The organism is Luteimonas salinisoli (genome assembly GCF_013425525.1).
GTDB classification, from domain to species: domain Bacteria; phylum Pseudomonadota; class Gammaproteobacteria; order Xanthomonadales; family Xanthomonadaceae; genus Luteimonas; species Luteimonas salinisoli.
Genome location: NZ_JACCKA010000051.1, coordinates 94,043 through 119,219 on the forward strand (window position 1 = coordinate 94,043; position 25,177 = coordinate 119,219).

A 25,177-nucleotide genomic window follows, 5' to 3' on the forward strand; every position below is an offset into this window, starting at 1 on the left:
GGCGTCGACGGTCCCGCACCGGGACGCCGCACCGGCCCTGGACGCTGCGCGGGAGCTTCCGACAGAGCGCCGGGCGCCGCACCGGTCATTCCCTTTCGGATCTCCGGCAGCCCACCCACCCGATGCCGACTATCGGTCAAGCGGGAGTCGCGCCGGGGGTGTTGCGGAGAGCTGCACATGGATGTGCAGCGGCCCTGAGTCCGGCCATGGATGGCCGGACCGAAGGGCGGAGTAACACCCCCGGCGCGGCTCTCGCCCCGCGCGGCCAACCGAAGGCGCTCTTCCAAAGAACCAGTTGCCAGACGTAGCTACTCATTGGCGCAGAACCGTGGCGACGGTGATGGATCCCCGCAGCGGATGGGGCTGCCTGGCGCGGTCGACCGGAGCCGCTCTTGAACGAGCTAACCGCCAGATACGGCGATTCACTGACGCCGCCCCGTGGCGACGGTGACGTATCCCCGCAACGGATGGAACTACCTGGCGCGGCTGGACCGAAGGGCGGAGCAACACCCGGGCGCGGCTCACGCCCCGCACACCAGACCGAAGTCGCTCTATGGCGTAGCGTCGCGACTCACAGGCCCTGTCGAAGCGAGCGGGGCCTGCGCCGGGGCCGAGCTCCAACCGGCTGATTTGCAAGCGAAACCCCTGGCCTGCATAATGGCCGGCCCGGTTCGCCGGGTTGTCGTGCGCAACACCCAGGACCCGCCGCGATTCCCTTGGGGATCAAAGGCTTACCACCGGCCAGGGCAGGATGGAAAGCGTGGCCGCCAGGCCGCCGCCCGCGCCAGTCGCAGCAAGACCCACAAGGACATCGCAATGCCCAAGATCAAGACCCATCGGGGCGCGGCCAAGCGTTTCCGGAAGACCGCTTCCGGCAAGTACAAGGCGGGCCACGCCAATCGCAGCCATATCCTCACCAAGATGGCGACCAAGCGGAAGCGCAACCTCCGGCAGACGAACCACGTCCGCGCCGAGGATGCCGGCCGTCTGGACCGCATGTTGCCCTATCTCTGAGGAGGCTGAACCATGGCACGAGTAAAACGGGGCGTCACCGCACGCCGTCGTCACAAGAAGGTCCTGAAGCTCGCCAAGGGCTACTACAACGCGCGCCGCAAGGTCTTCCGCGTCGCCAAGCAGGCGGTGATCAAGGCCCAGCAGTACGCCTACATCGGCCGCAAGCAGAAGAAACGCAATTTCCGCTCGCTGTGGATCACCCGGATCAACGCCGCGGCCCGGATCAACGGCATGAGCTACAGCCGCTTCATGAACGGCCTGTCCAAGGCCGGCATCACCCTGGACCGCAAGGTGCTGGCGGACATCGCCGTGCACGACGCGACCGGGTTTGCGGCCCTGGCCGAGAAGGCGAAGGGCGCTTTGGCGGCCTGAGGCCGCCGTCTCCACGCACAGCGGTATCGACGGCTCGCCGTCGGGACAGGTGGGGAAGGGCGCAGGTCCTTCCCCATTGTTTTTTGCGCTACCGGCCGGGCCGACGCCTTCCCGCAACGGGCAGGCCGCGCGCCGACGGGGAACGAAGGAACATCGGCGGATGAGCGGGATCGAGCAGATCGAGACACAGGCGCTGGCCGACATCGCCGCGGCGCGGACCCCCGAGGCGCTCGAGGCGCTGCGGGTGGCGCTGCTCGGCAAGAGCGGCAGCATCACCGCGCAACTGAAATCGCTGGGCGCCCTGCCTGCCGAGGAGCGCAAGGCCGCCGGTGCCGGGATCAACCGTGTCCGCGATGCCGTCGGCCAGGCACTGGCCGAGCGGCGCCGGGCGCTGGACAGCGCGGCGCTCGACGCCAGGCTCGCCGAGGAAACGATCGACGTCACCCTGCCGGGGCGCGACGCCACGCGCGGCGGGCTGCACCCGGTCAGCCGCACCATCGAACGGATCGCCGACATCTTCGGCCGCCTGGGCTACGAACTCGCCGACGGCCCCGAGATCGAGGACGACTGGCACAACTTCGAGGCGCTGAACTTCCCGCCGCACCATCCGGCGCGGGCGATGCACGACACCTTCTACACGACCGACGACGGCAGCGGCGTCGCCCGGCTGCTGCGCACCCACACCTCGGGCGTGCAGGTGCGCTACATGGCCGATCACGCGCCGCCGCTGCGGATGATCGCCCTGGGCAAGGTGTACCGCTCCGACTCCGACCAGACCCACACCCCGATGTTCCACCAGTGCGAGGGCCTGCTGGTCGACGACCGGGCGAGCTTCGCCGACCTCAAGGGCACCCTCGTCGAGTTCGTGCGGGCGTTCTTCGAGCGCGACTTCGAGATGCGCTTCCGTCCGAGCTACTTCCCCTTCACCGAGCCCTCCGCGGAGGTCGACATCGCCTGGCAGCAGCCGGACGGCTCGACCCGCTGGCTCGAGGTGCTCGGCTGCGGCATGGTGCATCCGAACGTGCTGCGCAACGTCGGCATCGACCCGGAGCGCCACACCGGCTTCGCCTTCGGCATGGGCGTCGAGCGCCTGGCGATGCTGCGCTACGGCGTCGGCGACCTGCGCGCGTTCTTCGACAACGACGTGCGGTTCCTCAGGCAGTTCGCCTGACGGCCGGGAACCGGGAATGGAGAATCGGGAATGGCGCAAGCCGCCCCGACTCCAGCCTCCCGATTCCCGATTTCCGATTCCCGATTCCCGGCTCTTCAACATGAAATTCAGCGAAAACTGGCTCCGCCAACACGTCGGCATCGATGCAACGCGCGAGGAGCTCGCCGCCACGCTGACCGCGATCGGCCTGGAGGTCGAGGAGGTCGTGCCGCTGGGAGAGGCCCTGGAGGGAGTGCTGGTCGCGCGCATCGTCGCCGCGGAGAAGCACCCCCAGGCGGACCGCCTGCAGGTCTGCCAGGTCGATGCCGGACTGGACGCGCCGTTGCAGATCGTCTGCGGCGCGCCCAATGCGCGCGTGGGCCTGGCGGCGCCGCTGGCGATGGTCGGCAGCCGCATCGGCGAACTCACCATCGAAGCGGCGAAACTGCGCGGCGTCGAGTCGAACGGCATGCTGTGCTCGGCGCGCGAGCTGGGCCTGGACGGAGACGGGTCCGGGCTGATGGAACTGCCGGACGACGCCCGCCCCGGCATGCCGCTGGCGGAGCACCTCGGGCTGCCGGACGCCACCTTCGAACTCAAGCTCACCCCCAACCGCGCCGACTGTTTCGGTATCCGCGGCATCGCCTTCGACGTCGCCGCCGCCTGCGGCAGCGAGATCGTCGAAGACGGCATCGACCCGGTCCCTGCGCAGACCGATGCCGAGCTCGAGGTCCGCCTCGATGCGGGCGCCGACGCGCCGCGCTACCTCGGCCGGGTGATCTGCGACGTCGACGCCACCCGCGCCACCCCGCCGTGGATGGCCGAGCGCCTGCGCCGCAGCGGCGTGCGCCCGGTCAGCTTCCTGGTCGACGTGACCCAGTACGTGATGCTCGCGCTGGGGCAGCCGATGCATGCCTTCGACCGCGACCGCCTGCAGGGTCCGGTCGGCGTGCGTCGCGCCCGCGCCGGCGAGGCGCTGCGGCTGCTCGACGGCCGCGACGTGGTCCTCGACGATGGTTTCCTGGTGGTCACCGACGCCGGGCGCGCCGTGGCCCTGGCCGGGGTGATGGGCGGCGACGATACCCGCGTCGGCGACGCCACCCGCAGCGTGTTCCTTGAGGCTGCGCACTTCGCGCCCGCCGCCGTGATCGGCCGCGCCCGCCGGCTCGGCATGCAGACCGACGCCGCACATCGCTTCGAGCGCGGGGTGGATCCCGAGCTGCCGCGCCAGGCGATCGAGATGGCTACCCGGCTGATCCTGGAGGCCGCCGGCGGCCGCCCGGGGCCGGTCACCGAGGCGGTGCTGCCCGGGCATCTGCCGCCGCCGCGCACGATCGCGCTGCGGCGCGCGCGGCTGGCGCGGGTGCTGGGACTGGGGATCGCCGATGCCGAGGCCGAGCGCATCCTGCGCGCGCTCGGCCTGGCCGTGGAAGCCGAGACCGACGGCTGGCGGGTGACCGCGCCGGCGCGCCGCTTCGACCTGGCGATCGAGGAGGACCTGATCGAGGAGATCGCGCGCATCCACGGCTACGATCGCATTCCCGCGACCCTGCCGGGCGGGGCCACGCGGCTGGCAGGCCCGGGCGAGGGCCTGGCGCCGGAGGCGGACCTGCGCCGCCAGCTGGTGGCGCGCGACTACCTGGAGGCGGTGAACTATGCCTTCGTCGACGCGGCGCTGCTCGCGCGTTGGAACGCGGCCGAGGGAGCGGTCGCGCTGGCCAATCCGCTCAGCGCCGAACTCGGGGCGATGCGCACGATGCTGCTTCCCGGGCTGGTGGATGCGCTGGCGCGCAACGCCGCGCGGCAGCAGGCGCGGGTGCGGCTGTTCGAGATCGGCAAGGTGTTCGGGAGCCGGGAATCGGGAATCGGGAATCGGCAATCGGGTACCGCGGAAACCACGGCGCCGGTGGAGATCGCGCGGATCGCGGCGGTGGCGATGGGCGCTGCCGCCGCCGAGCAGTGGGGCAGCGAAGCGCGCGAAGTGGATTTCCACGACCTTCGCGGGGATCTGGAGAGCCTGGCCGCCTGTGCCGGTGCGGCGCTGGAGTTCCGCCCCTCGCAGCGCCCTTACGGGCACCCGGGGCGTTCGGCCGACGTATTCCGCGACGGCGTTGCGGTCGGCTGGATCGGCGAACTGCATCCGCGGCTGCTGGCCGAGCTGGGTCTCGACCATCGCGCGGTGGCCTTCGAGCTCGATCTCGCGCCGCTGCAGCAGCGCGCGCTGCCGGTGGCCGAGGCGCCGGCGCGGTTCCCGTCCGTCCGCCGGGACCTCGCGTTCGTCGCCCCGCAGCAGGTGCCGTGGGCGGCGTTGGACGCCTGTGTCCGCAAGGCTGCGGGGCCATTGCTGGCCGGGCTGCGCCTGTTCGACCGTTACCAGGGCAAGGGGGTCGAAAGCGGTTGCAAGAGCCTGGCCATCGGCTTGATTCTGCAGGACAAATCGCGCACTCTGACCGACCGCGACGCGGAGGCCGTGACGGAACGCGTCATCGCCGCGCTGCGGGACGAGTACGGTGCGAGTATCCGAAGCTGATGGTGCCCCGGGGAGCAGCATGGCATTGACCAAGGCGGAAATGGCCGAGCGACTCTACGAGGAGGTCGGCCTCAACAAGCGCGAGGCGAAGGAATTCGTCGACGCGTTCTTCGACGCGCTGCGCGAGGCGCTGCAGAGCGGGCGTCAGGTCAAGCTCTCGGGCTTCGGCAACTTCGACCTGCGGCGCAAGAACGAACGCCCGGGGCGCAATCCCAAGACCGGCGAGGAGATTCCGATCTCCGCGCGCACCGTGGTCACCTTCCGCCCCGGCCAGAAGCTGAAGGAACGCGTAGAGGCCTACGGCGGGGCGGCGCATGCTTGATCCCGGTAGCAACCGCGAGCTTCCGCCGATCCCGGCCAAGCGCTATTTCACCATCGGCGAGGTGAGCGAGCTGTGCGACGTCAAGCCGCACGTGCTGCGCTACTGGGAGACCGAGTTCCCCGGCCTGAGCCCGGTCAAGCGCCGCGGCAACCGCCGCTACTACCAGCGTCACGACGTGCTGATGGTGCGGCAGATCCGCGCGCTGCTGTACGAACAGGGCTATACCATCGGTGGCGCGCGGCTGCGCCTGGAGGGCGACGGCGCCAAGCAGGAGTCGGCGCTGAGCAGCCAGATCGTGCGCCAGGTGCGGATGGAGCTGGAGGACATCCTGCAGCTCCTGCGGCGCTGACCCGGGCCGCGCGCCTGGCGGCCCGCTCCATGGATCCGGGCTCGCTCGGCTGCGGTGGTCGGGCTCTGGTTCCTGCGCCGGCTTCGGTCGCAGTTCGGGAACGGGCTCCGGCGCCGGGAGCAGCGGAGCAAGCTCCGCTCTACAAAGGCGGGTCAATCCCGCTACAATCGGCGTCCGCCCAGTGCGGACACGACACATGTCGGGGTGTAGCGCAGCCTGGTAGCGCACCTGTCTGGGGGACAGGTGGTCGTCGGTTCGAATCCGGCCACCCCGACCAATTCCATCACGGCCCGCCATGTGCGGGCCGTCGCGTTTCCGCAGCGGCCCGGGATGCCAGGCGGCCGTGATCGCGTCTGCGGTGGACACGGCTGAACTCATCCGCTCCCTGGGGCTGCAGCCCCATCCGGAGGGAGGGCACTACCGGCGCGTCTACACCTCCGCGGCCGGTGCGGGCGATCCGCAAGGCGGCCGTCCGGCGCTGAGCGCCATCCGTTACCTGCTCGCCGCGGGCCAGCGCAGCCTCTGGCATCGCATCGACGCCGAGGAAGTGTGGCACTGGCATGGCGGTGACGCCCTGGAACTGCTCCGCTTCGACCCGGCCGGCGCCGGGCTGCTTCGCCAGCGGCTTGGCGCGGGCGCGGGAATGCGACGGGTGGCGGTGGTGCCCGCCGGCATCTGGCAGGCGGCGCGCCCGCTGGGCCGGTACGCGCTGGCGCTGTGCACGGTCTCGCCCGGGTTCGCCTGGGCGGGTTTCGAACTTGCCGGCGAGGGCCACCCCGTGAGCGGGGAACTTCGCCGTCTGGACGCGTTCCATTGAAAGCCCGTCGCCCAAGGAGACCGATCATGCCCACAGTGCTGCTGTGCCTGCTCCTGGTCTTCTCCCTGGGCGCGTCCGCGCAGGTCGCGGACGGTGCCGCATCGGCCGCACCAGCCGCACCGGCTGAACCGGCCGAACAGCCCGAACAGCCCGAACAGCCCGCAGCCGCCGACGACGGTATCGTCGACATGGAGGCACTGGTCGTCTCCGGGATCCAGCCGGGGCCGGGGCTGTGGAAGGTCTCGCGCGACGGCCGGGTGCTGTGGATCCTCGGCACCGTGGCGCCGCTGCCACGCCGCATGCAGTGGATGTCGGACGAGGTGGAGGGGATCGTCGCGGCCTCGCAGGAGGTGTTGGATCCGCCCTCGATGGCGATGCGTTCGGGACTCGGCACGTTCCGCAGCCTGCTGCTGGTGCCGTCGCTGCTCAAGGCGCGGCGCAATCCGGACGGGCTCAGCCTGGAGGAAAGCGTTCCGGCCGAGATCTACGCGCGCTGGGTGCCGCTCAAGGCGCGCTACCTGGGCCGCAACCGTGGCGTGGAACGCTGGCGTCCGCTCTTCGCCGCGCAGGAGCTCTACGAGGCGGCCATCCGCCGCTCGGGAATGACCCTGGACGGCGTGGTCGCGCCGGTGGTCGAGCGCGCCGCGAAACGCCACCGCGTGCCGCGCACGCCCGTGCAGCTGGCGATCGTCGTCGACGATCCGAAGGACGCGATCCGCGAATTCAACGAGGGCCCGCTGGCCGACACCGACTGCTTCGAGCGAACGCTGGCGCGCATCGAGACCGACCTGGACGCGATGCGCGAGCGCGCCAATGCCTGGGCGCTGGGCGACATCGCGGCGCTGCGTGCCGCGCCGTACGACGAACAGTACGTGGTGTGCATCCGCGCCATCACCGAGACCGGGCTGGCGCGGCGGCTGGGCATGGAAAACTTCCGCAGGCAGCTGGGCGACCTGTGGCTGGAAGCGGCCGAAGCGGCGCTGGCCAGGAACGCGTCCACCTTCGCCAGCCTGCCGGTGTCGACGCTGGTGCGCGAGGACGGGCTGCTGGCGCGCCTGCAGGCCCGGGGCTACGCGGTCGAGGAGCCATGACCGAAGGGCCCGCCGGTCCGGCCGGGCCGCGAGCCGGGCCGCGGACCGTTCAGCCGATCGCAGCGCGCGTCCCGCTGTCGCCTGCGAGGTCCGGCCAGCGTTCCAGCACCGCGGCGCGGATCCCGGCGGCGTCCAGTCCTGCCTCGGCCAGCAGGTCCTCGCGGCTGGCGTGGTGCTGGAACGCGTCGGGCAGGCCCAGGTGCAGCACCGGCAGCACGATGCCTTCGGCGTTGAGGCACTCGGCCACGGCCGAGCCTGCGCCGCCCATGATCACGTTGTCCTCGAGGGTGACGAAGCCTTCGTGCGAGCGCGCCAGTTCCAGCACCAGCGCCCGGTCCAGCGGCTTGACGAAGCGCATGTTGACCACCGTCAGCCCCAACTCCTCGCCGACCGCCTCGGCGGCCGGCACGATCGCGCCGAAGGCGAGCAGGGCGATGCGCGAGCCGCGCCTGCGCACCTGCGCCTTGCCGATGGGCAGAGTGTCGAGCGATGCCTGGACCGGGACACCGGGGCCGGCGCCACGCGGGTAGCGCACCGCGGCCGGGCCTTCATGCCGATAGCCGGTGGAGAGCATGCGCCGGCATTCGTCCTCGTCGGCCGGCGCCATCACCACCATGTTGGGCACGCAGCGCAGGAAGGAGAGATCGAGGTTGCCGGCGTGGGTGGCGCCGTCCGGGCCGACCACGCCGCCGCGGTCGATCGCGAACAGCACGTCGAGTTTCTGGATCGCCACGTCGTGGACCAATTGGTCGTAGCCGCGCTGCAGGAAGGTGGAGTAGATCGCCACCACCGGCTTGGCGCCCTCGCAGGCCATGCCCGCCGCCAGGGTGACGGCATGCTGCTCGGCGATGGCGACGTCGAAATAGCGCTCCGGGTATTCGCGGCTGAAGCGCACCAGGCCGGAGCCTTCGCGCATCGCCGGGGTGATCCCCAGGAGGCCTTCGTCGGCCGCGGCCATGTCGCAGATCCAGTCGCCGAAGACGTCGGTATAGGTCGGCTTCTTCCTGCCCGCCTTGGCGACCACGCCTTGCGAGGGATCGAACGGCGAGACCGCGTGGTAGCCGATCTGGTCGCCCTCGGCGAGTTCGTAGCCCTTGCCCTTGGTGGTGATGACGTGCAGCAGTTGCGGGCCCTTGAGGGTGCGCAGTGTCTTCAGCGCGCCGACCAGCGCCTTGACGTCGTGGCCGTCGATCGGGCCGGTGTAGTGGAAGCCCATTTCCTCGAACAGCGTGGACGGCACGAACATGCCCTTCCAGTGCTCCTCCCAGCGGCGCACGAACCGGGCCGGGGGGCTGTTCTTGTCGCCGAGCAGCTTCTTGCCGCCCTCGCGCAGGGCGTTGAGGGTCTTGCTGCCGGTCATCCTGCCGAGCATGCGGGTCAGGCCGCCGACGTTCTCGCTGATCGACATGCGGTTGTCGTTGAGCACCACCAGCAGGTCGGGTTCGGGCTCCATGCCGCCGGCGTGGTTGAGCGCCTCGTAGGCCATGCCCGCGGTCATCGCGCCGTCGCCGATCACCGCCACCACCCTGCGCTGGTTGCCGGCCCGGGCATTGGCGATCGCCATGCCCAGCGCGGCCGAGATCGAGGTGCTGGAATGGCCGACGCCGAAGACGTCGTAGCCGGATTCCTCGCGCTTGGGGAACGGCGCCACGCCGTCCTTCTGCTTGACCGTGTGGATGGCGTCGCGGCGGCCGGTGAGGATCTTGTGCGGATAGCACTGGTGGCCGACGTCCCAGACGATGCGGTCCTCGGGGGTGTCGTAGAGGTAGTGCAGGGCCGTGGTCAGCTCGATCACGCCCAGGCCGGCACCGAAATGCCCGCCGCTGCGGCCGACCGATTCGATCAGGTAGGCGCGCAGCTCCTCGGCGATCGCCGGGAGTTCGCTTTCCTCGAAGGCGCGCAGTTCGGCCGGGGAGTCGATGCGGGACAGGCGCGGATAGCGCGTGGAATCGATCATCCGGCCATTTTCGCCCCCGCCGCCGTGACGGGCAAGGAAAGCCGGCGCGGCGGCGAGGCTCCGCGCCGGCACGGTTCAGGGTTTGCGGCGCAGGCGGCCGAAGAAGCCGCCGGAGCGCGCCGGGCTCTCCGGCTCCGGCTCCGGCTCGGGCACGAGTTCGGCGAAGCCGGTGGCGAGGTTGGCGTTGATGAAGTCGGCGACCTCGGGCAGCGGGGTGCTGCTGGCCTCGGCGATCTCGGCGAGGGTCGCCGGACCGCGCATCATCGCGGTGGCGATGCGGAAATGCCGCGGGTACTCGCGCTCGGTCTGCGACCACTTGGTGAGCCGGTAGCGCCCGTCGGGGTCGTTGCCGGGCAGCAGCTCGCCCTTGCCGGCGGACAGGCCGCCCAGCCAGACCAGCCGCGACAGCGGCTGCGCATCGCCCGCCGCCGCGATGCCGGTGGCCCAGGCCTGGTCGTCGACCCGTTCCAGATCCTCTTCGCGCACGGTGCCTTCGAAGTACCCCGCCAGCGGCTTGAGCAGCGCGGGGCCGTGGTACTCGCGGGTGCCGAGGTCGATCCACAGCTCCGGGCCGCTGCCGCGCCGATACCGGCGGCGGCCGGACAGGGCACCCGGCTGCAGCCAGTCGGCCAGCACCGGGTCGCGGGCGAGGGCGGGGGCCGGGGTCGGGGCGGGGGCGGCATGGCGCAGCGGCAGCGGGGATGGCGGTGCGGCCGGTTCCGCGGTCGAGCCTCCCGATTCCGGCAGGTCCGGCGACGGCTGCCCGGGCGCTTCCGACGCGGCGGCGGCGCCGGCCTCCGGTTCCTCCGCAGACGGTGCCGGGGCGGCATCCGAAGGCGGCGGAGGCTGCGGCTGCCGGGGTTCCGCCATGGGCGGCGGCGCCGTCTCCGTCTCCGTCGCGGTCGGTTCCGCGGCGAGGTCGATGCCGGCCTTCGCCGCGATCTCGCGCAGCAGGCCGATCACCATCACCGTGTCGAAGGGACGCCCGAGGCGGAAGTCGGCCTGGGTGCGTGGGGCGGCGGTCAGGCCGACCACCTGTTTGCCGGCCGCATGCAGGCGCAGCCACCCCATCGGGCCGTACATGCTGTCCATGTCGATGACCACGTAGTCGGCGGTGGTTTCCGGCACCAGCGAGAAATGCGCGTGGAGTTCCGCATTGGCATCGGCGAAGGCCGCGCGCAGCGCGGTCTCGGTTGCCTGGTCCATGCTGGTGAAGCCGATGGTCAAAGCCATGCTGCGGCGCTCGCGGATCGGGAAACGGCGAGTTTAGCCTGAGACGCGGCCGCGGGCAGTCCGCGCGCGGCCCGTGCGGAGAGGGTGCCGGCTCCGCGCGTCGCCGGGCGTGGCGGACGCCCGGTGAGCCGGTGGGTCGAGGCGGGGCCAGAGCGTCAACCGGAGCGGCGCTTCTTCTTCGGCAGCTGCGAGGTCAGGAAGGCCATCTGGTCGGCGAGGATGTTGCGGTTGGAGAGGATCAGGTGCTCGATCCAGCTGGGCCGGTAAGGCACTGCGAGCAGGGGCATGGAGGCCTGCGCCGGGGTTCGGCCGCCCTTGCGCGAGTTGCACTGGAAGCAGGCCGATACCACGTTCTCCCAGTGGTCGCGTCCGCCCTGCGAGAGCGGCATGACGTGGTCGCGGGTGAGCTGCTGGCGGTGGCAGTGGTTGCCGCAGTACAGGCACAGGAACTGGTCGCGCGCGAACAGCGCCGCGTTGGTGAGCGCCGGGGTCGGGTCGAGCGCCTTGGCGCGGGCATGGCCGCGTGCGGCGATGATCGGGTGCAGCGGCATCACGCTGCGCTCGCCGCTGCTGCGGCTGATCCCGCCGCGCACGTGCAGGCAGGGATCGCCGAGGGTCCAGGCCACCGCCTCGCGCGCGTACAGGCAGGCCGCGTCCTGCCAGCTCATCCAGTCGAGCACGCGGCCGTGGGCGTCGAGCGACAGCAGGCGGACGCTATCGAGCCGGGCGAGGGGCGGGGGCCGGACGAGGGCGGCGGCGCAAGCGTCGGCCGGGCCGCGGCCGGAACCGGCGGTGAGCAGCTGGAGCTTCGCTCTGTCGCCCTTCATTGGGGCGACAGCTTATACCCGAACGTTGATGTTTTGTGTATTCCGCGCCGACGGCTGGACGGCGGGTTGCGTGGTGCCGGTCGCGCGGACGAGCGCGGGAACGGCGGACGCCGCCACTTCCGGCCGACGAAGCGGATCAGCCGCGCCGCTCCAGCTGGTCCCCGGCCAGGTGGCGGCACAGCGCAGCGGTGGCCTCATCGACCGGGAAGCAGCACTCGATGTGCATCTCGTCCAGGGTGATGTCGCGCGGAGTAGCGAAGACGGTGATCGCGGAGAAGAAGCGCAGTTCCTGCGTCCCGCGCCTGAACACCGTGGTCAGCAGCGGCGAGGGAGCGGAGTCGAGCTGGCGCGTGTGCCAGCTGCGCGGCACCCCGGGATACGCCAGCGCCTCTTCGAGCAGTGCGCGCGCTCCGAGATCGGTGGGGACCGTCGCTACCCGGTCGTGCAGGTGGCGGATCAGGTCACCGGCCACCTCGTTCCAGTTGACGACCGCCGGGCGCAGGTCGCCGGGATCGAAGAACTGCCGGATCATGTTGTCGTGCGCACTGTCGCGGCCGCCGAGGACGAAGCGGTTGACGCGCGCGGCGGCGGCGTTGGACTGCAGCACGTCCCAGCGGCGGTTGACGACGAAGGCCGGGTACGGCTCCTGCTGGGCGAGGATGAACTCGACTGCGCGCCGCACCTGCGCCAGTTCGCCGGTGGCCAGCGAGGATTCCGGATAGCGGGGCGCGTAGCCGGCGGCGACCATCAGCGCGTTGCGCTCGCGCAGCGGCATGTCGAGCGTGTCGGCGAGCCGCGCGACCAGCTCCCGCCCCGGCTGCGCCTTGCCGGTCTCGACGCAGCTGAGGTGGCGCGCCGAGACCCCGACCTCGAGCGCGAGATCGAGCTGGCTCAGCCGCCGCGCCGCGCGCCACTCGCGCAACAGGGCGCCGATCGCGGGCGCCTGCGGATGGGCCGGAACGGGCTGGGTTCGCATGGCGGGATGGTACGCGGACGTGGTCGTCGCGACGATGACCTCGGAGGTCATCACGGCATGACCAGACGCGGCATTGAAACCGCTACCTGCACGGCCGAGCATGCCGTTTCCCATCCCGTCCAGGAGCACGGCCATGAACGATTCCCCCTTCCACGTCCTGCACCAGGGCCCGGAGCCGCTGATGCTGGCCAATGCCTGGGACGCCGGCAGCGCCAGGCTGGTCGAGAGCCTGGGCGCCAGGGCGATCGCGACCACCAGCGCCGGCATGGCCTGGGCCAATGGCTACCCCGATGGCGACCTGCTGCCCCCAGACAGGCTGGCGGCGGCGGTCGAGGCCATCGCCCGGGTGGTTGCGGTGCCGCTGACCGTGGACATGGAGGGCGGCTACGCCGACGACCCCGCCGCCGTCGCCGCGACCGTCGCGCGCATCGCCGGTGCGGGGGCCGCCGGAATCAATCTCGAGGACGGTCTCGGCACGCCCGAGCGGCTGGCGGCCAAGATCGAAGCGGTCCGGGCGCGCGCGAGCCGCGACGGCGTGGCCGTCTTCGTCAACGCGCGCACCGACGTGTACCTGCGCGGTCTCGCGAGCGGCCCGGCCGCGGTGGAGGAGGTCCTGCGCCGCGCCGAAGGCTATCGCGCCGCCGGTGCCGACGGGCTGTTCGTGCCGGGGCTGGTCGAAGCCGCCGCCATCGCGACGGTCGCGAAGGGCATCGCGCCGCTGCCCCTGAACCTGATGCTGCTCCCCGGTCTGCCGCCCCTGGACGAGTTGCGCGCGCTGGGCGTGCGCCGGCTCAGTGCCGGTGCATGGATCGCCGAGGCCGCGTACGACCTCGCCGGCAAGCTCGCACGGGACGTGCTGACCGGCACCTGGGACGGCCGGCTGTTCGGCGCGGCCGGGCGCCATGCGGCGATGAACGATCTGCTCGCCAACCGGTAGTGCGGTCGGCCCGGCGGCCGGGGGCGCGACCGGCGGGCGCCGGGTCCGGCCTCACTCCCTCCCGGCCGGCCGGCCGGAGCTTGCGGATCCGAGCCCGGCCGGCAGTCGCGGCGTCACCGGCCGGTCAGGCGTCGAAACGGTCCGCCTGCAGCGCCATCAGCGGCGCCGCGCCGCTGTCGATCGCGGCCTTGTGGGCGAGGGTGCGCGGCAGGATGCGGGCGTAGTAGAAGCGCGCGGTCTGCAGCTTGGCGTCCTTGAACGCGTCCGGCTGCGACGAGGTCTGCGCCGCGGCGACGCTGCGCGCCCACCAGTAGGCCAGGGCGACGTACCCGGAGTAGAACAGGTAGTCGACGCTGGCCGCGCCGATTTCTTCGGGATCGGCCATCGCCCGGCCGCCGATCTCCTGGGTCATCCGCTGCCATTCGCCGGCCTTGTCGCGCAGCGGGGCGACGAACTCGGCCAGGTCCGGATTGCCCTCGTGTTCGCTGCAGAACCCCTCGATCAGCTCCAGGAACGCCTTCAGGCCGGCGCCCTGCAGCTGCATGATCTTGCGGCCCACCAGGTCCAGCGCCTGGATGCCGGTGGTGCCCTCGTAGAGGGTGGTGATGCGGGCATCGCGCGCCAGCTGCTCCATGCCGTGCTCGGCGATGTAGCCGTGGCCGCCGAAGCACTGCAGTGCGTGGTAGGTGCACTCCACGCCCCACTCGGTCAGGCAGGCCTTGACGATCGGGGTGAGGAAGCCGAGCAGGGCGTCGGCCTGCGCGCGCTCGTCGTCGTCGCCGCCGTGCTCGATGACATCGAGCAGGCTCGAGGCGTGGTAGCCGAGCAGGCGCCCGCCCTCGATCAGCGCCTTGCAGGTCAGCAGCATGCGGCGCACGTCGGGGTGGACGATGATCGGGTCGGCCGGCCTGTCGGGAAACTTGGGCCCGGACAGCGAGCGCATCTGCAGGCGCTCGCGGGCGTAGCGCAATGCGTTCTGGTAGGCGCGGTCGGACAGCCCGAGGCCCTGCAGCCCGACCGCCAGCCGCGCGGTGTTCATCATGGTGAACATGGCGGCGAGGCCCTTGTGGGGCTGGCCGATCAGCCAGCCCTGGGCGTCGTCGAGGTTGAGCACGCAGGTCGACGAGCCATGGATGCCCATCTTGTGTTCGATCGCGCCGCAGCGCACGCCGTTGGCGCCACCGACGTTGCCGTCGCGATCGACGCGCAGCTTGGGCACGATGAACATCGAGATGCCGCGGCTGCCGGTCGGCGCATCGGGCAGCCGCGCCAGCACCAGGTGGACGATGTTGTCGGTGAGGTCGTGCTCGCCGGCGGTGATGAAGATCTTGGTGCCGGAGACGGCGTAGCTCCCGTCTTCGGCCGGCGCGGCGCGGGTGCGCAGCAGGCCGAGGTCGGTGCCGCAGTGCGGCTCGGTCAGGCACATGGTGCCGGTCCAGCGGCCGTCCACCAGCGGCTTGAGAAACACCTCCTGCTGCCAGGGCTCGCCGTGTTGCAGCAGCGCCTCGGTGGCGCCGTGCGAGAGCAGCGGGAAGTTGCCCCAGGCGAGGTTGGCGGCGTCGATCATCTCCTTGAGCGCGGTGCCGAGCGCATGCGGCAGGCCCTGGCCGCCGAAGCGCTCGGGCGCGGTGAGTCCGGCCCAGCCGCCCTCGACGTACTGCGCGTAGGCTTCGCGGAACCCCGGCGGCGTGGTCACCGCGCCGGTGGCCTTGTCGTAGCTGCAGCCGATCTCGTCGCCGATGCGGTTGAGCGGCGCCAGCACGGTCTCGTTGAAGCGCGCGCCTTCCTCCAGCACCGCGTCGATCACATCGCGCGTGGCCTCGGAGCGGCCGAGCCGGGAGAACAGCGTTTCGGCCTGCAGCACGTCGAACAGAGCGAAGCGGATGTCGGCAAGGGGGGCTTTGTAGGTGCTCATGGCGGTGGGCTTCGTCGGATGGGCAGGCAGGAAGCGTGGTGCGCGATACGGGCGATCGCGCCGTCGGCGGCGAGGCGCCGTTCTCGTCCGGGCTGCTTCAGCGCAGCACGCCGGGCAGGCCGGGGACCGGGCTGAGCACCCCGTTGCGGTCGATGCGGTAGTCGCGCGCCCGGCCGCGGTCGGCGGGCGCCGCGCCCAGTTCGCCGCGCAGTGCGTAGGGCAGGGTGCGGCCGCCGGCGAGCGCGTCGGCGAGCAGGATTCGCGCTTCCGCCGTCGGCGTCAGCTGCAGGGTGACCACGTCCGCCGACGCGCCGGCGATCGACAGCTGCGGCGCGGCTTCCAGCGTGCCGGCGGCGGTATCTCCGGCGGTGAGCTCCAGCCGCAGGGTGTCGAAGCGCATCGCGATGCTGCTGTAGTTCTGCACGCGCAGGTCCACCGACCAGCCGCCGTCGGCGTCGACGCTGAGCTGCTGGATGCTGGCTGCCGGCTCGGAGATGCGGCGGACCGGTCCGCTGCTGCAGGCGACCAGCAGCAGGCAGGCGATCCAGGCCAGGAAGGTGTGCGAACGGACCATGCCGAAGCTCCAGGATTGTCTGCCGGCAGGATACCCGATCGCTGCGGCACGGCATCCGCGATGCCGGCGCGAAGACGGCCCGTGGAGCCCGCGCGCGCGCCGCCTGCGGCGGTCAGTCGGTCGCCTCGATGCGCAGGTCGATGCCCAGCGCGGCGATGTCCGCCGGTTCGCCCGCCAGGTCGGTGCTCAGCAGCGGCCGGGCTTCCAGCCAGCGGCGGTCCATGCGCAGGGTCAGCCGTTCGCCGGCGGCCATGGCATCCAGGCGCGGAATCGGCTGCGGCTCCTGCGCGCGGTTGAGCAGCACCGCCAGCCGCAGCAGCACGCTGACCCGGCGCGCCGGCGCCAGCAGGCGCTCGGGCAGGGCGTCGAAGGCGCTCCTGGGCACCTTGCGCCGGTGGGTGCGTACCAGCGCAGCGAGGAACTGCTGCTCCTGGCGGGAGAAGCCGGGGATGTCGGAGTGCTCGAGCACGTAGCCGCCATGGACGTGGTACTGGCTGTGGGCGATGGTGAGGCCGAGCTCGTGCAGGCGCGCGGCCCAGCCCAGCATCAGCAGGTCGTCCGCGCCGAGCTGCCAGGCGCGCGCGACCTGCTCGAACAGGCGGATCGCGGTCTGCTCCACGCGCGCGGCCTGCGCGGCATCGATGCCGTAGCGCAGCGTGACCGCGGCGATCGCGGTCTCGCGCGGGTCGTCCTCGCCGCCGCGGCCAAGCATGTCGTAGAGCACGCCTTCGCGCAGCGCGGCCTTGCTCACCGCCATGCGCTGCAGGCCGAGCGTCTGGAACGCCGCCTCCAGCACCAGCAGTCCGCCGGCGATCACCGGCCGCCGTTCCGCCGAAAGCCCCGGCAGCTCGATCGCGTCGATTCGGTCGGCGGCGAGCAGCCGGTCGCGCACCTGGGGCAGCGCCTCGGCGATCACCGCGCCCTTGGTGAGCTTCATCGCCGCGATGATTTGCCCGATCGCCTTGTTGGTGCCGGAGGCCCCCAGCGCCTCCTGCCAGCCCAGTTCGCGGTAGGCGGCGGCGAACTGCTGGAACTCCACCGACACCTCGGCCAGCGCCTCGCGCCAGCGTCGGCGCGACAGCTTGCCGCTGCCGAAGAAGCGCCTGGTGGTGGAGATGCAGCCGACCTGCAGGCTCTCGCGCTCGATCGTGTCGAAGCCTGCGCCGATGATGCATTCGGTGGAGCCGCCGCCGATGTCGATCACCAGCCGGCGGTGGCCGGGCCTGGGTGGCTGGGCATGGGCCACGCCGAGATAGACCAGGCGCGCCTCCTCCCGGCCGGAGATCACTTCGATGGCATGGCCGAGTGCGTCCTCGGCCGGCACCAGGAAAGCCTGCGGCGCGGCCAGCTGGCGCACCGCATTGGTGGCCAGCGCGCGCACCCGCTGCGGCGGGATGTCGCGGATGCGCTGGCCGAAGCGCGACAGGCAGCCGAGCGCGCGCTGCCGCGCCTCCGGCTGCAGGTCGCCCTTGCCGTCCAGGCCCTCGCCCAGGCGCACGGTCTCGCGGAGGCGGTCGACGATGCGCAGGTGCCCGAGCGTGTAGCGGGCCACCACCATGTGGAAGCTGTTGGAGCCGAGGTCGATGGCGGCCAGCAGGTCGCCGTCCTCGAGCGGGTCGGCCAGCGAACCGGCCATCGTCAGGGTGTGCGGGCCGGTCATCCGCAGAGTTTCGCCAGCAGCCAGGATTGCGCCGAGTGCGGCATCGCATCGTCGGCGGGGGCGAGCTTGCGGTAGGCGCCGTCGGCCTGCAGTTCCCAGGCGTTGAGATTGTCGGCCAGGTAGTTGTTGAGCGCTTCCTCGCGCACGCGTCCGGCCAGCGCCGCGTCCAGCACCGGAAAGCAGGTTTCGACCCGGTGCAGCAGGTTGCGCTCCAGCCAGTCGGCGCTGGCGCAGTACAGCTCCTGCTGCCCGTCGTTGGTGAACCAGTACACGCGATGGTGCTCGAGGAAACGGCCGACGATCGAGACCACGCGGATGTTGTCGGAGATGCCCTCCACGCCCGGGCGCAGGGTGCAGGCGCCGCGCACGATCAGGTCGATCCGGACCCCCGCCTGGGAGGCGGCGTAGAGCGCGCGGATCACCTGCGGCTCGTTGAGCGCGTTCATCTTGGCGATGATCCGCGCCGGGCGGCCGTCGCGGGCGTGCTGCGCCTCGCGCGCGATTCGTTCGAGCAGCCCGGGATGCAGGGTGAACGGCGACTGCAGCAGGTGGTGGAGCCGGATCAGCGGTGCCAGGCCGGAGAGCTGCTGGAAGATCTGGTGCACGTCCTCGCCGATCTGCGGATCGGAGGTCAGCAGGCCCAGGTCGGTGTAGGCGCGCGCCGTGCCGGAATGGTAGTTGCCGGTGCCCAGATGCACGTAGCGGCACAGGCGGCGCCCCTCGCGGCGCACGATCAGCAGCATCTTGGCGTGGGTCTTGTAGCCGACCACCCCGTACACCACCTGGACGCCAGCCTCCTGCAGGCGGTCGGCCAGGCCGAGGTTGGCCTCCTCGTCGAAGCGCGCGCGCAGCTCCACCACCACGGTGACGTCCTTGCCGTTGCGCGCCGCCTGCACCAGGTGCTCGACGATCGCCGAGTCCTTGCCGGTGCGGTACAGGGTCTGCTTGATCGCCAGGACGTTGGGGTCCTCGGCGGCCTGGCGGATCAGCTCCAGCACCGGCGTGAACGCATCGAACGGGTGGTGCAGCAGCACGTCGCGCTCGGACAGCAGTTCGAACATCGCGTCGCTGCCGGGCAGCTGGCGCGGCTGGAACGGCGGAAACTTGAGGTCGGGCCGCTGCACCAGGTCGTAGACCTGGATCACCCGGTTGAGGTTGACGGCGCCGTCGATGCGGTAGACGGCGTTCTCCGGCAGCTCGAAGTTCTCCAGCAGCGTGCGCACGATCGGCCTGGGGCAGTCGGCGGCGATCTCCAGCCGCATCGCCCGCAGGTAGCCGCGCCCGATCAGCTCGTCGCGCAGCGCCAGCGCCAGGTTCTCGACCTCCTCCTCGTCGACGATCAGCTCGGAGTTGCGCGTCACCCGGAACTGGTACGCGCCCTTGACCCGCATCCCCGGGAACAGCTCGTCGACGAATTCGGACAGCACCGAGGACAGGAACACGAAGTCGTGCTCGCCGCCGGACACCCGCTCCGGCAGCTGGATGATCCGCGGCAGCGAGCGCGGCGCGCGCACGATGGCCAGGTGGCCGCTGCGGCCGAAGGCGTCCTTGCCCTTGAGCACCACCACGATGTTCAGCGACTTGTTGAGGATCTTCGGGAACGGGTGCGCCGGATCGAGGCCGAGCGGCGACAGCACCGGCATGATCTCGTCGCGGAAGTAGGTGCGCAGCCAGCGCTTCTGCCGTGCGTTCCATTTCTCGCGGCCGAGGATGCGCACCCCCGCGTCGTTGAGGGCGGGGCGCAGCAGTTCGTTCCAGCAGCGGTATTGCGCCTCGACCAGGCTGGCCGCGCGCTCGTGGATGCGGCGCAGCACCGTCGACGGCGCCAGGCCGTCCGGGGCGCCGGGCATGCCGAAGTCCTGCGCATGGCGCACGGTGGCGGCGCGGATCTCGAAGAACTCGTCCAGGTTGGTGCAGGAGATGCACAGGTAGCGCAGCCGCTCCAGCAGCGGCACCGCCTCGTCCTGGGCCTGGGCCAGCACCCGGAAGTTGAAGTCGAGCTGCGACAGCTCGCGGTTGAAGTACAGCGCCGGGTCGGACAGCGGATCGCCCGGGGCCTGGTCGTCCGCCCGCGACGCTGCCGCGTGCGGGCCGCGCGGCAGCGGCGGCGTCTCGGGCTTACGCCTGGCGGGTGGAGGATTGCTGCGTGCGCTCACTTCCTGCTCCAGAACGGGTGCCGTCGCGCGGATGCGCGCGGTCGGCGGAGAAGACACAGGTAAAGATACTGCCGCGGCCGACCTCGCTCTCGATCTCCAGCCGCGCCTGGTGCAACTGCAGCACGTGCTTGACGATCGCAAGGCCCAGGCCGGTGCCGCCGAGTTCGCGCGAGCGGCTGGTCGAGACCCGGTAGAAGCGCTCGGTGATCCGCGGCAGGTGCGAGGCGGGGATGCCGTAGCCGGTGTCCTCGACCGAGAGCGCCACGCCGTCCTCGCGGCGCGCGAAGACGATGGAGATGCGCCCCTGCGCCGGCGTGTAGCGTACCGCGTTGGCCACCAGGTTCGAGAACGCGCTGTGCAGCTCGCGCGTCGAGCCCCACAGGTCCAGTTGGGCCTCGTCGCGCACGGCGATGGCGTGGCGACCCTTGCTCAGCGCCTCGGCCTCGCGCCGCAGGGTGGCCAGCATCGAGGTCATGCCGACGCTCTCGTCGCTGACCGTGTCCTGGGCCTCCAGCCGCGACAGCGTCAGCAGGTCCTCGACCAGCTGGGTCATGCGCTGCGATTGGCGCCGCATCTCCTCCAGGATCGGCGCCCACTCCGGCTGGTCGGCCGGGTCGAGCATGTCGAGGTAGCCGTGCACCACGGTCAGCGGCGTGCGCAGCTCGTGCGACACGTTCGCCACGAAGTCGCGGCGCACCTGCTCGAGGTGCATGAGCTTGCTGACGTCGCGCGCGACCAGCAGCCACAGTTCCTGGGAGTAGGGGATCAGGCGCATGCTCAGGCGCAGCGCAGGGTCGACGGGCGAAGGCACGTCCAGCAGCGGTTCGGCGTGACGGCCGCTGGCCAGCCAGTGCGCGATCGGCAGCGGCCGCAGGCGCTCGCCGAGGGGGGCGTCGATGTCCGCGGGGTAGTTCAGCCCGAGCAGCCCCGCGGAGGCCTCGTTGAACCATTGCACGCGCTGGGTGTTGCGCTCCAGCACCACCACCGCGTCCGGCAGCGCCGCGGCGGCCGCGCGGTACGCGCGCAGCATCTGCACCAGCCGGCGCTTGCGGTTGCGGGTGTCGTCCTGGCTGCGGTGGAGCAGGCGGTCGACTTCGTTCCACACGCCTTCGCCCCTGGCCGGCGGCAGCCGGCGGTGCGAGGTGAGCCGCAGCAGCAGCTTGCGCAGGCGCCAATAGTGCCAGGCGACCACGCCCAGCGCCGTCGCGGTCAGCACCGGCCAGACCTGCCCGGCCAGCAGCCCCAGCGCGAGCGCGCCCAGCAGGATCAGGGCGAGCAGGCCCAGGGTCCTGGTCCAGCCTGAGGAGGGGCGGGGCGACATGGTCAGGGACGGCAACCGGTACTGGTGAAAGGGGAATCGGCAAGGCGGATCATAAGCGTCCTGTCGTTCGCTCGCCTCGACGCAGCCGCGCCGGCAGCGTCAGCCCGTACCTTTTCGATTCCCCATTCCCGATTCCCGCCCTTTCACATCGCTGCCGAGAACCGGTACCCGGAGCCCCGCACCGTCTGGACCATCCCGTCGAGCTGCACCGGCTCGAGGGTCTTGCGCAGGCGGCGGATGTGCACGTCCACCGTGCGTTCCTCGACGTAGACGCTGCCGCCCCAGACGTGGTCGAGCAGCTGCGAACGCGAGTACACGCGTTCGGGGTGGGTCATGAAGAAATGCAGCAGCCGGTACTCGGTGGGGCCGATGGTGACCGGCTCGTCGCCGGCGAAGACCCGGTGTGCGGCGCCGTCGATGCGCAGGCGGCCGACGTTGATGCTGCCGTCCTCGTCGTCCTCGCGCGAGCGCCGCATCACCGCGCGGATCCGGGCCAGCAGCTCGCGCGCCGAGAACGGCTTGACCACGTAATCGTCGACGCCGGCTTCCAGGCCGCCGACGCGGTCGTTCTCCTCGCCGCGAGCGGTGAGCATGATGATCGGCACCTCGCGGGTGAGATCCTCGCGGCGCCAGCGGCGGGCCAGCTCCAGGCCGCTGACCCCGGGCAGCATCCAGTCGAGCAGGATCAGGTCGGGGACCCGGTCGGCGATCGCCGACTGCGCTTCGCGCGCGTCCGCGGCGTGGGCCGGCTCGAAGTCGCCCTTGCGCAGCGCGAAGGCCACCATCTCGCGGATGGCGGGCTCGTCGTCGACGATCAGGATCCGTTTCTGCATGAAGGGTCGCCTTGGCCGGTCGAGGGCATTAGACGACAGATTTGTGACCGGTACGTGACATGGCGCCGCGGCGCCACGATCCCGCCGTCAGCGCCGCCGGCGCAGGTCCTCGTCGCGCACGCCCTGGCGCCGCAGCTCCAGCACGGTGGGGGTGATCGCGGCGATCCGCGCATCGATGCGGGCGCGGGCGTAGTAGTCGAGGTCGTCGCGCTTGCGCAGGGTGTTGAGCTGGACCAGAGCGCGCTCGGCACGACCGCTGAGGAAGTCCGCCTCGGCGTAGGCTTCGCCGGCGCGCACCGGGTCGCCGGCGATCTCGCTGATCCGGGCGAAGGTGCGCTGGAACAGCGGATCGTCCGACGCCGAGCGCAGCATCGGGCGCAGCAGCTCCTGCGCGCGGCGCCCGGACTCCGGGGTATTGCGCTCGGCCAGCACGCCGGCATAGGTGAGGGCGACGGCGCGGTGGTTGGGCATGCGCCGCAGCAGGGCCTCGAAGCGGGCATCGGCATCGCGCTGGCGCCCGGAGCGGGCCTCGGCCTCCGCCAGGCCCAGCGACAGCCAGGTGTCCTCGGGGTAGTCCTCGAGCAGGGCGGCGAACTGGCTGGCGGCCGCTGCCGCTTCGCCCGCCTGCAGGCGGGCAAGGGCCATGCCGTAGCGCTTCGCGTCGTCGAAGTCGCCGGAGCGGCGCATGCCCTCGTATTCGCGGACCGCCGCGCCGGTGGTGCTGGCGCTGAGCACCCGCATGCGCTCGCGCGCCCAGCCGAACTGCACGCTGTCGCCGTAGCCCAGGCCGGTGGTGGTCACGCGCAGCGATCCGGGCAGCAGCGGGTTGAAGGTGCCGGCGGCCGCTGCGGCGGCGGCCGCGGTGCTGCCCCCCGGCAGCGGAACGCGTTCGGTGAGGATCGCTTCGGGCGTGGCGGTGGTCGCCAGCACGCTGTCGTTGCCGCGCAGCTGCTCCGCGCGCTGGCGGGCTTCGCCGATGCGGGTGGTGGTGACCGGGTGGGTGCGCAGGTAGTCGGGGATGCGCTCGCGCTCGCCGCCCTGGTTGGTGCGCGATGCGGCCTGCATGCGCTCGAACATGTCGGCCATGCCGTCGACGTCGAAGCCGCTGCGCGCCAGGGTGCGCATGCCGAGACGATCGGCTTCCGACTCGTTGGAGCGGGTGTAGTCGATCTGGCGCTGCATCGCCAGCCCCTGGGCGGAAGCGACCGCCGCCATCGCCGCGTCCCCGGACGAGCTGCTGTCGCTGCTCGAGGCGATCGCGATCGCGCCGAGCATCGCCAGCAGCAGCGGGATGCTGTCGCGCTGGGCGCGCTCGGCGCCGCGCAGCACGTGGTTCTGGGTGACGTGGGCGATCTCGTGCGCCAGGACCGCGGCCACTTCGTCCTCGCTCTGCGCGGTCAGTACCAGGCCGACGTTGAGGCCGATGTAGCCGCCGAGGGTGGCGAAGGCGTTGATGCTGCGGTCCTTCATCATGAAGAAGGTGAAGGACTGCCGCGGCTGGTCGCTGGCCGAGGCCAGGCGGTTGCCGGTCGAGCGCAGCCACTGGTCGACCAGGGGATCCTCCATAACCATGTCGTAGTGGCGCAGCTGCGCCAGCAGCATCTCTCCGTACTCGGCCTGCCGCGCCGGGCTGAGCACGGTGCCGGCGGAGGAGCCGATGTCGGGCAGGCGGTTGTCCTGCGCCGCGGCGTGGCCGCCGGCGACGGCCAGGCAGAGGACGAGGGCGACCAGGAAGGAGCGCATTGCGGCCCGCAGGGGAGTGGGAAACGACAGGCGCAGCATGCCGCCCACGGCGATCCATGGCGTGAACCCGGCGTTAATTCGCATCGTCGCTCACGGGTGCTCCTGTCTGGGCCGCCGGGATCCGGAGGCGGGCTGGAAATGCCGCGGGGGCGGACCCACTGTAGGACCATCCTGCCAGCCGCAAGTTTCCGGAGACCCGCTTGAACGCCCCAGCCCAACCCGCCCAGCCCCCCGAGATCATCGTGTACACCAGCGCCGTCTGCGGCTACTGCGTGGCCGCCAAGAATTTCCTGAAGAGCCGCGGGCTGGAATGGAAGGAGGTCCGGATCGACCTCGATCCGCAGGCGCGCGAGCGAATGGTGGCGCGGACCCGGCGCACCAGCGTGCCGCAGATTTTCGTCGGCGAAACCCACGTCGGCGGCTACGACGACATGATGGCGCTGCACCGCGCCGGCGGGTTCGAGCGCCTGATCTCGGGGGCGGCCGAATGAGCGGTGCCGATCCCGAGGGTCCGGTCGCCGGTTTCAACGCCTACCGCCGGCGCATGAACGAGCGGATCCTGGCCGAGCCCAACCAGGTGGTGCGGCGCTTCTTCGCGCTCGACACCCAGACCTACCGGTCGGGTGCGCTCGACGTGAAGACCAAGGAGCTGCTCGGCCTGGTGGCCTCGCTGGTGCTGCGCTGCGACGACTGCATCGGCTACCACGTCGCGCAGTGCCGCGAGGCCGGGGTGAGCCGCGAGGAGATGTTCGAGGCGTTCTCGGTCGGCCTGGTGGTGGGCGGTTCGATCGTGATCCCGCACATGCGCCGGGCGGTGGATTTCCTCGACCGCCTCGACGGCACCGTTCCGCCGCCGCCCGCCGTCCCGGAGCCGCCGGAAGCGCACGGGCACGGCTGAGCGACCGATCCGTCCCGGGGGGCGGTGCCGGAGCGAAGAGCTGCTTCAGATGGTCGGTGCTTTCAAGAGCAGCTTCGGTTGACCGCGGGAGTGAGCAGCGGCGGGGGCGCCAGGCAGTGCTATCCGTTGCGGGGATCCGCGCCAGGCAGTCCCATCCGTTGCGAGGATCCATCACCGTCGCCACGGTGTTGCGCCAATGAATAGCCGTGTCTGGCAGTTGGTTCGTTGGAAGAGCGCCTTCGGTTGGCTGCGCGGGGGTGAGCCGCGCCGGGGGTATTGCTCCGCCTTTCGGTCCGGCCGCGCCAGGCAGCTCCATCCGTTGCGAGGATCCATCACCGTCGCCACGGGGCGGCGCCAACGAATAGCCGTGTCTGACAGATGATTCCTTGGAAGAGCGCCTTCGATTCACCGCGCGGGGCGTGAGCCGCGCCGGGGGTGTTGCTCCGCCCTTCGGTCCGGCCATCCATGGCCGGACTCAGGGCCGCAGACCATCCATGGTCTG

At 71.4% G+C, this 25,177-nt stretch carries 22 protein-coding genes and 1 tRNA gene; 12 read left to right on the top strand and 11 right to left on the bottom strand.

Annotation, left to right across the window (positions count from 1 at the left end; genetic code table 11):
* Window positions 1–816: 816 nt before the first annotated feature.
* The 9 genes from rpmI to H0E84_RS08070 all read left to right on the top strand — a co-directional run bounded on the left by rpmI (window position 817) and on the right by H0E84_RS08070 (window position 7,645).
* Window positions 817–1,014, top strand: a complete 198-nt coding sequence (gene rpmI, locus H0E84_RS08030; RefSeq protein WP_180678113.1) for a 50S ribosomal protein L35 — start codon at window positions 817–819, stop codon at window positions 1,012–1,014.
* Window positions 1,015–1,026: 12 nt separating this feature from the next.
* On the top strand, window positions 1,027–1,386 hold the full coding sequence (gene rplT, locus H0E84_RS08035; RefSeq protein ID WP_180678114.1) for a 50S ribosomal protein L20: 360 nt from the start codon (window positions 1,027–1,029) through the stop codon (window positions 1,384–1,386).
* 160 nt (window positions 1,387–1,546) lie between these two features.
* The gene (pheS, locus tag H0E84_RS08040) at window positions 1,547–2,557 is read left to right on the top strand and encodes a phenylalanine--tRNA ligase subunit alpha (RefSeq protein ID WP_180678115.1); all 1,011 of its coding nucleotides are present in this window, start codon (window positions 1,547–1,549) and stop codon (window positions 2,555–2,557) included.
* Between the two features lie 100 nt (window positions 2,558–2,657).
* Window positions 2,658–5,066: a phenylalanine--tRNA ligase subunit beta gene (gene pheT / locus H0E84_RS08045; protein ID WP_180678116.1), complete on the top strand. Its 2,409-nt coding sequence runs from the start codon at window positions 2,658–2,660 to the stop codon at window positions 5,064–5,066.
* 19 nt (window positions 5,067–5,085) lie between these two features.
* Window positions 5,086–5,388, top strand: coding sequence for an integration host factor subunit alpha (locus tag H0E84_RS08050; RefSeq protein ID WP_180678117.1), 303 nt, complete (start codon window positions 5,086–5,088; stop codon window positions 5,386–5,388).
* Entirely contained in the window at window positions 5,381–5,737 is a 357-nt protein-coding gene (locus H0E84_RS08055) for a MerR family transcriptional regulator (protein WP_180678118.1), read from the top strand. The genes H0E84_RS08050 and H0E84_RS08055 overlap by 8 nt, the downstream gene beginning before the upstream one ends.
* A gap of 200 nt (window positions 5,738–5,937) precedes the next feature.
* Window positions 5,938–6,014: transfer RNA gene (locus H0E84_RS08060), tRNA-Pro, on the top strand.
* A 69-nt stretch (window positions 6,015–6,083) separates the two neighbouring features.
* Complete coding sequence (locus H0E84_RS08065; RefSeq protein WP_345776289.1) at window positions 6,084–6,554, top strand: cupin domain-containing protein; 471 nt, start codon at window positions 6,084–6,086, stop codon at window positions 6,552–6,554.
* A 26-nt stretch (window positions 6,555–6,580) separates the two neighbouring features.
* A complete protein-coding gene (locus H0E84_RS08070) occupies window positions 6,581–7,645 on the top strand; it encodes a TraB/GumN family protein (protein ID WP_180678120.1) in 1,065 nt (354 codons plus the stop codon).
* A 49-nt stretch (window positions 7,646–7,694) separates the two neighbouring features.
* On the opposite strand, the gene dxs is transcribed toward H0E84_RS08070, so the two are convergent.
* The 4 genes from dxs to H0E84_RS08090 form a co-directional block, all read right to left on the bottom strand.
* The gene (gene dxs, locus H0E84_RS08075) at window positions 7,695–9,602 is read right to left on the bottom strand and encodes a 1-deoxy-D-xylulose-5-phosphate synthase (protein ID WP_180678121.1); all 1,908 of its coding nucleotides are present in this window, start codon (window positions 9,600–9,602) and stop codon (window positions 7,695–7,697) included.
* Window positions 9,603–9,677: 75 nt separating this feature from the next.
* A complete protein-coding gene (locus tag H0E84_RS08080) occupies window positions 9,678–10,835 on the bottom strand; it encodes a hypothetical protein (protein ID WP_180678122.1) in 1,158 nt (385 codons plus the stop codon).
* Between the two features lie 155 nt (window positions 10,836–10,990).
* Window positions 10,991–11,503 carry an HNH endonuclease gene (locus H0E84_RS08085; RefSeq protein WP_425600474.1) on the bottom strand — a complete coding sequence of 171 codons (513 nt, stop codon included), beginning with the start codon at window positions 11,501–11,503 and terminating at the stop codon, window positions 10,991–10,993.
* A gap of 295 nt (window positions 11,504–11,798) precedes the next feature.
* Window positions 11,799–12,638 (bottom strand): helix-turn-helix domain-containing protein, encoded by an 840-nt coding sequence (locus H0E84_RS08090; RefSeq protein ID WP_180678124.1) that lies wholly within the window; start codon window positions 12,636–12,638, stop codon window positions 11,799–11,801.
* A 133-nt stretch (window positions 12,639–12,771) separates the two neighbouring features.
* On the opposite strand from H0E84_RS08090, the gene H0E84_RS08095 reads away from it, so the two are divergent.
* Complete coding sequence (locus H0E84_RS08095; protein ID WP_180678125.1) at window positions 12,772–13,575, top strand: isocitrate lyase/PEP mutase family protein; 804 nt, start codon at window positions 12,772–12,774, stop codon at window positions 13,573–13,575.
* A gap of 124 nt (window positions 13,576–13,699) precedes the next feature.
* On the opposite strand, the gene H0E84_RS08100 is transcribed toward H0E84_RS08095, so the two are convergent.
* The 7 genes from H0E84_RS08100 to H0E84_RS08130 form a co-directional block, all read right to left on the bottom strand.
* A complete protein-coding gene (locus H0E84_RS08100) occupies window positions 13,700–15,490 on the bottom strand; it encodes an acyl-CoA dehydrogenase C-terminal domain-containing protein (RefSeq protein WP_180678126.1) in 1,791 nt (596 codons plus the stop codon).
* 97 nt (window positions 15,491–15,587) lie between these two features.
* Window positions 15,588–16,064 (bottom strand): LEA/WHy family protein, encoded by a 477-nt coding sequence (locus H0E84_RS08105; RefSeq protein ID WP_180678127.1) that lies wholly within the window; start codon window positions 16,062–16,064, stop codon window positions 15,588–15,590.
* A gap of 112 nt (window positions 16,065–16,176) precedes the next feature.
* The gene (ppx, locus tag H0E84_RS08110) at window positions 16,177–17,700 is read right to left on the bottom strand and encodes an exopolyphosphatase (RefSeq protein ID WP_180678146.1); all 1,524 of its coding nucleotides are present in this window, start codon (window positions 17,698–17,700) and stop codon (window positions 16,177–16,179) included.
* A gap of 20 nt (window positions 17,701–17,720) precedes the next feature.
* The gene (gene ppk1 / locus H0E84_RS08115; protein ID WP_180678147.1) at window positions 17,721–19,826 is read right to left on the bottom strand and encodes a polyphosphate kinase 1; all 2,106 of its coding nucleotides are present in this window, start codon (window positions 19,824–19,826) and stop codon (window positions 17,721–17,723) included.
* Between the two features lie 16 nt (window positions 19,827–19,842).
* Window positions 19,843–21,201 (bottom strand): phosphate regulon sensor histidine kinase PhoR, encoded by a 1,359-nt coding sequence (gene phoR / locus H0E84_RS08120; protein WP_180678128.1) that lies wholly within the window; start codon window positions 21,199–21,201, stop codon window positions 19,843–19,845.
* 143 nt (window positions 21,202–21,344) lie between these two features.
* Window positions 21,345–22,034, bottom strand: a complete 690-nt coding sequence (phoB, locus tag H0E84_RS08125) for a phosphate regulon transcriptional regulator PhoB (protein WP_180678129.1) — start codon at window positions 22,032–22,034, stop codon at window positions 21,345–21,347.
* 87 nt (window positions 22,035–22,121) lie between these two features.
* A complete protein-coding gene (locus tag H0E84_RS08130; RefSeq protein WP_180678148.1) occupies window positions 22,122–23,777 on the bottom strand; it encodes a M48 family metalloprotease in 1,656 nt (551 codons plus the stop codon).
* A gap of 200 nt (window positions 23,778–23,977) precedes the next feature.
* On the opposite strand from H0E84_RS08130, the gene grxC reads away from it, so the two are divergent.
* Together grxC and H0E84_RS08140 are read left to right on the top strand one after the other, a co-directional pair.
* Window positions 23,978–24,268 (top strand): glutaredoxin 3, encoded by a 291-nt coding sequence (grxC, locus tag H0E84_RS08135; RefSeq protein ID WP_180678130.1) that lies wholly within the window; start codon window positions 23,978–23,980, stop codon window positions 24,266–24,268.
* Window positions 24,265–24,675, top strand: a complete 411-nt coding sequence (locus H0E84_RS08140; protein WP_180678131.1) for a carboxymuconolactone decarboxylase family protein — start codon at window positions 24,265–24,267, stop codon at window positions 24,673–24,675. Before grxC ends, H0E84_RS08140 begins: the two co-directional genes overlap by 4 nt.
* Window positions 24,676–25,177: the final 502 nt, after the last annotated feature.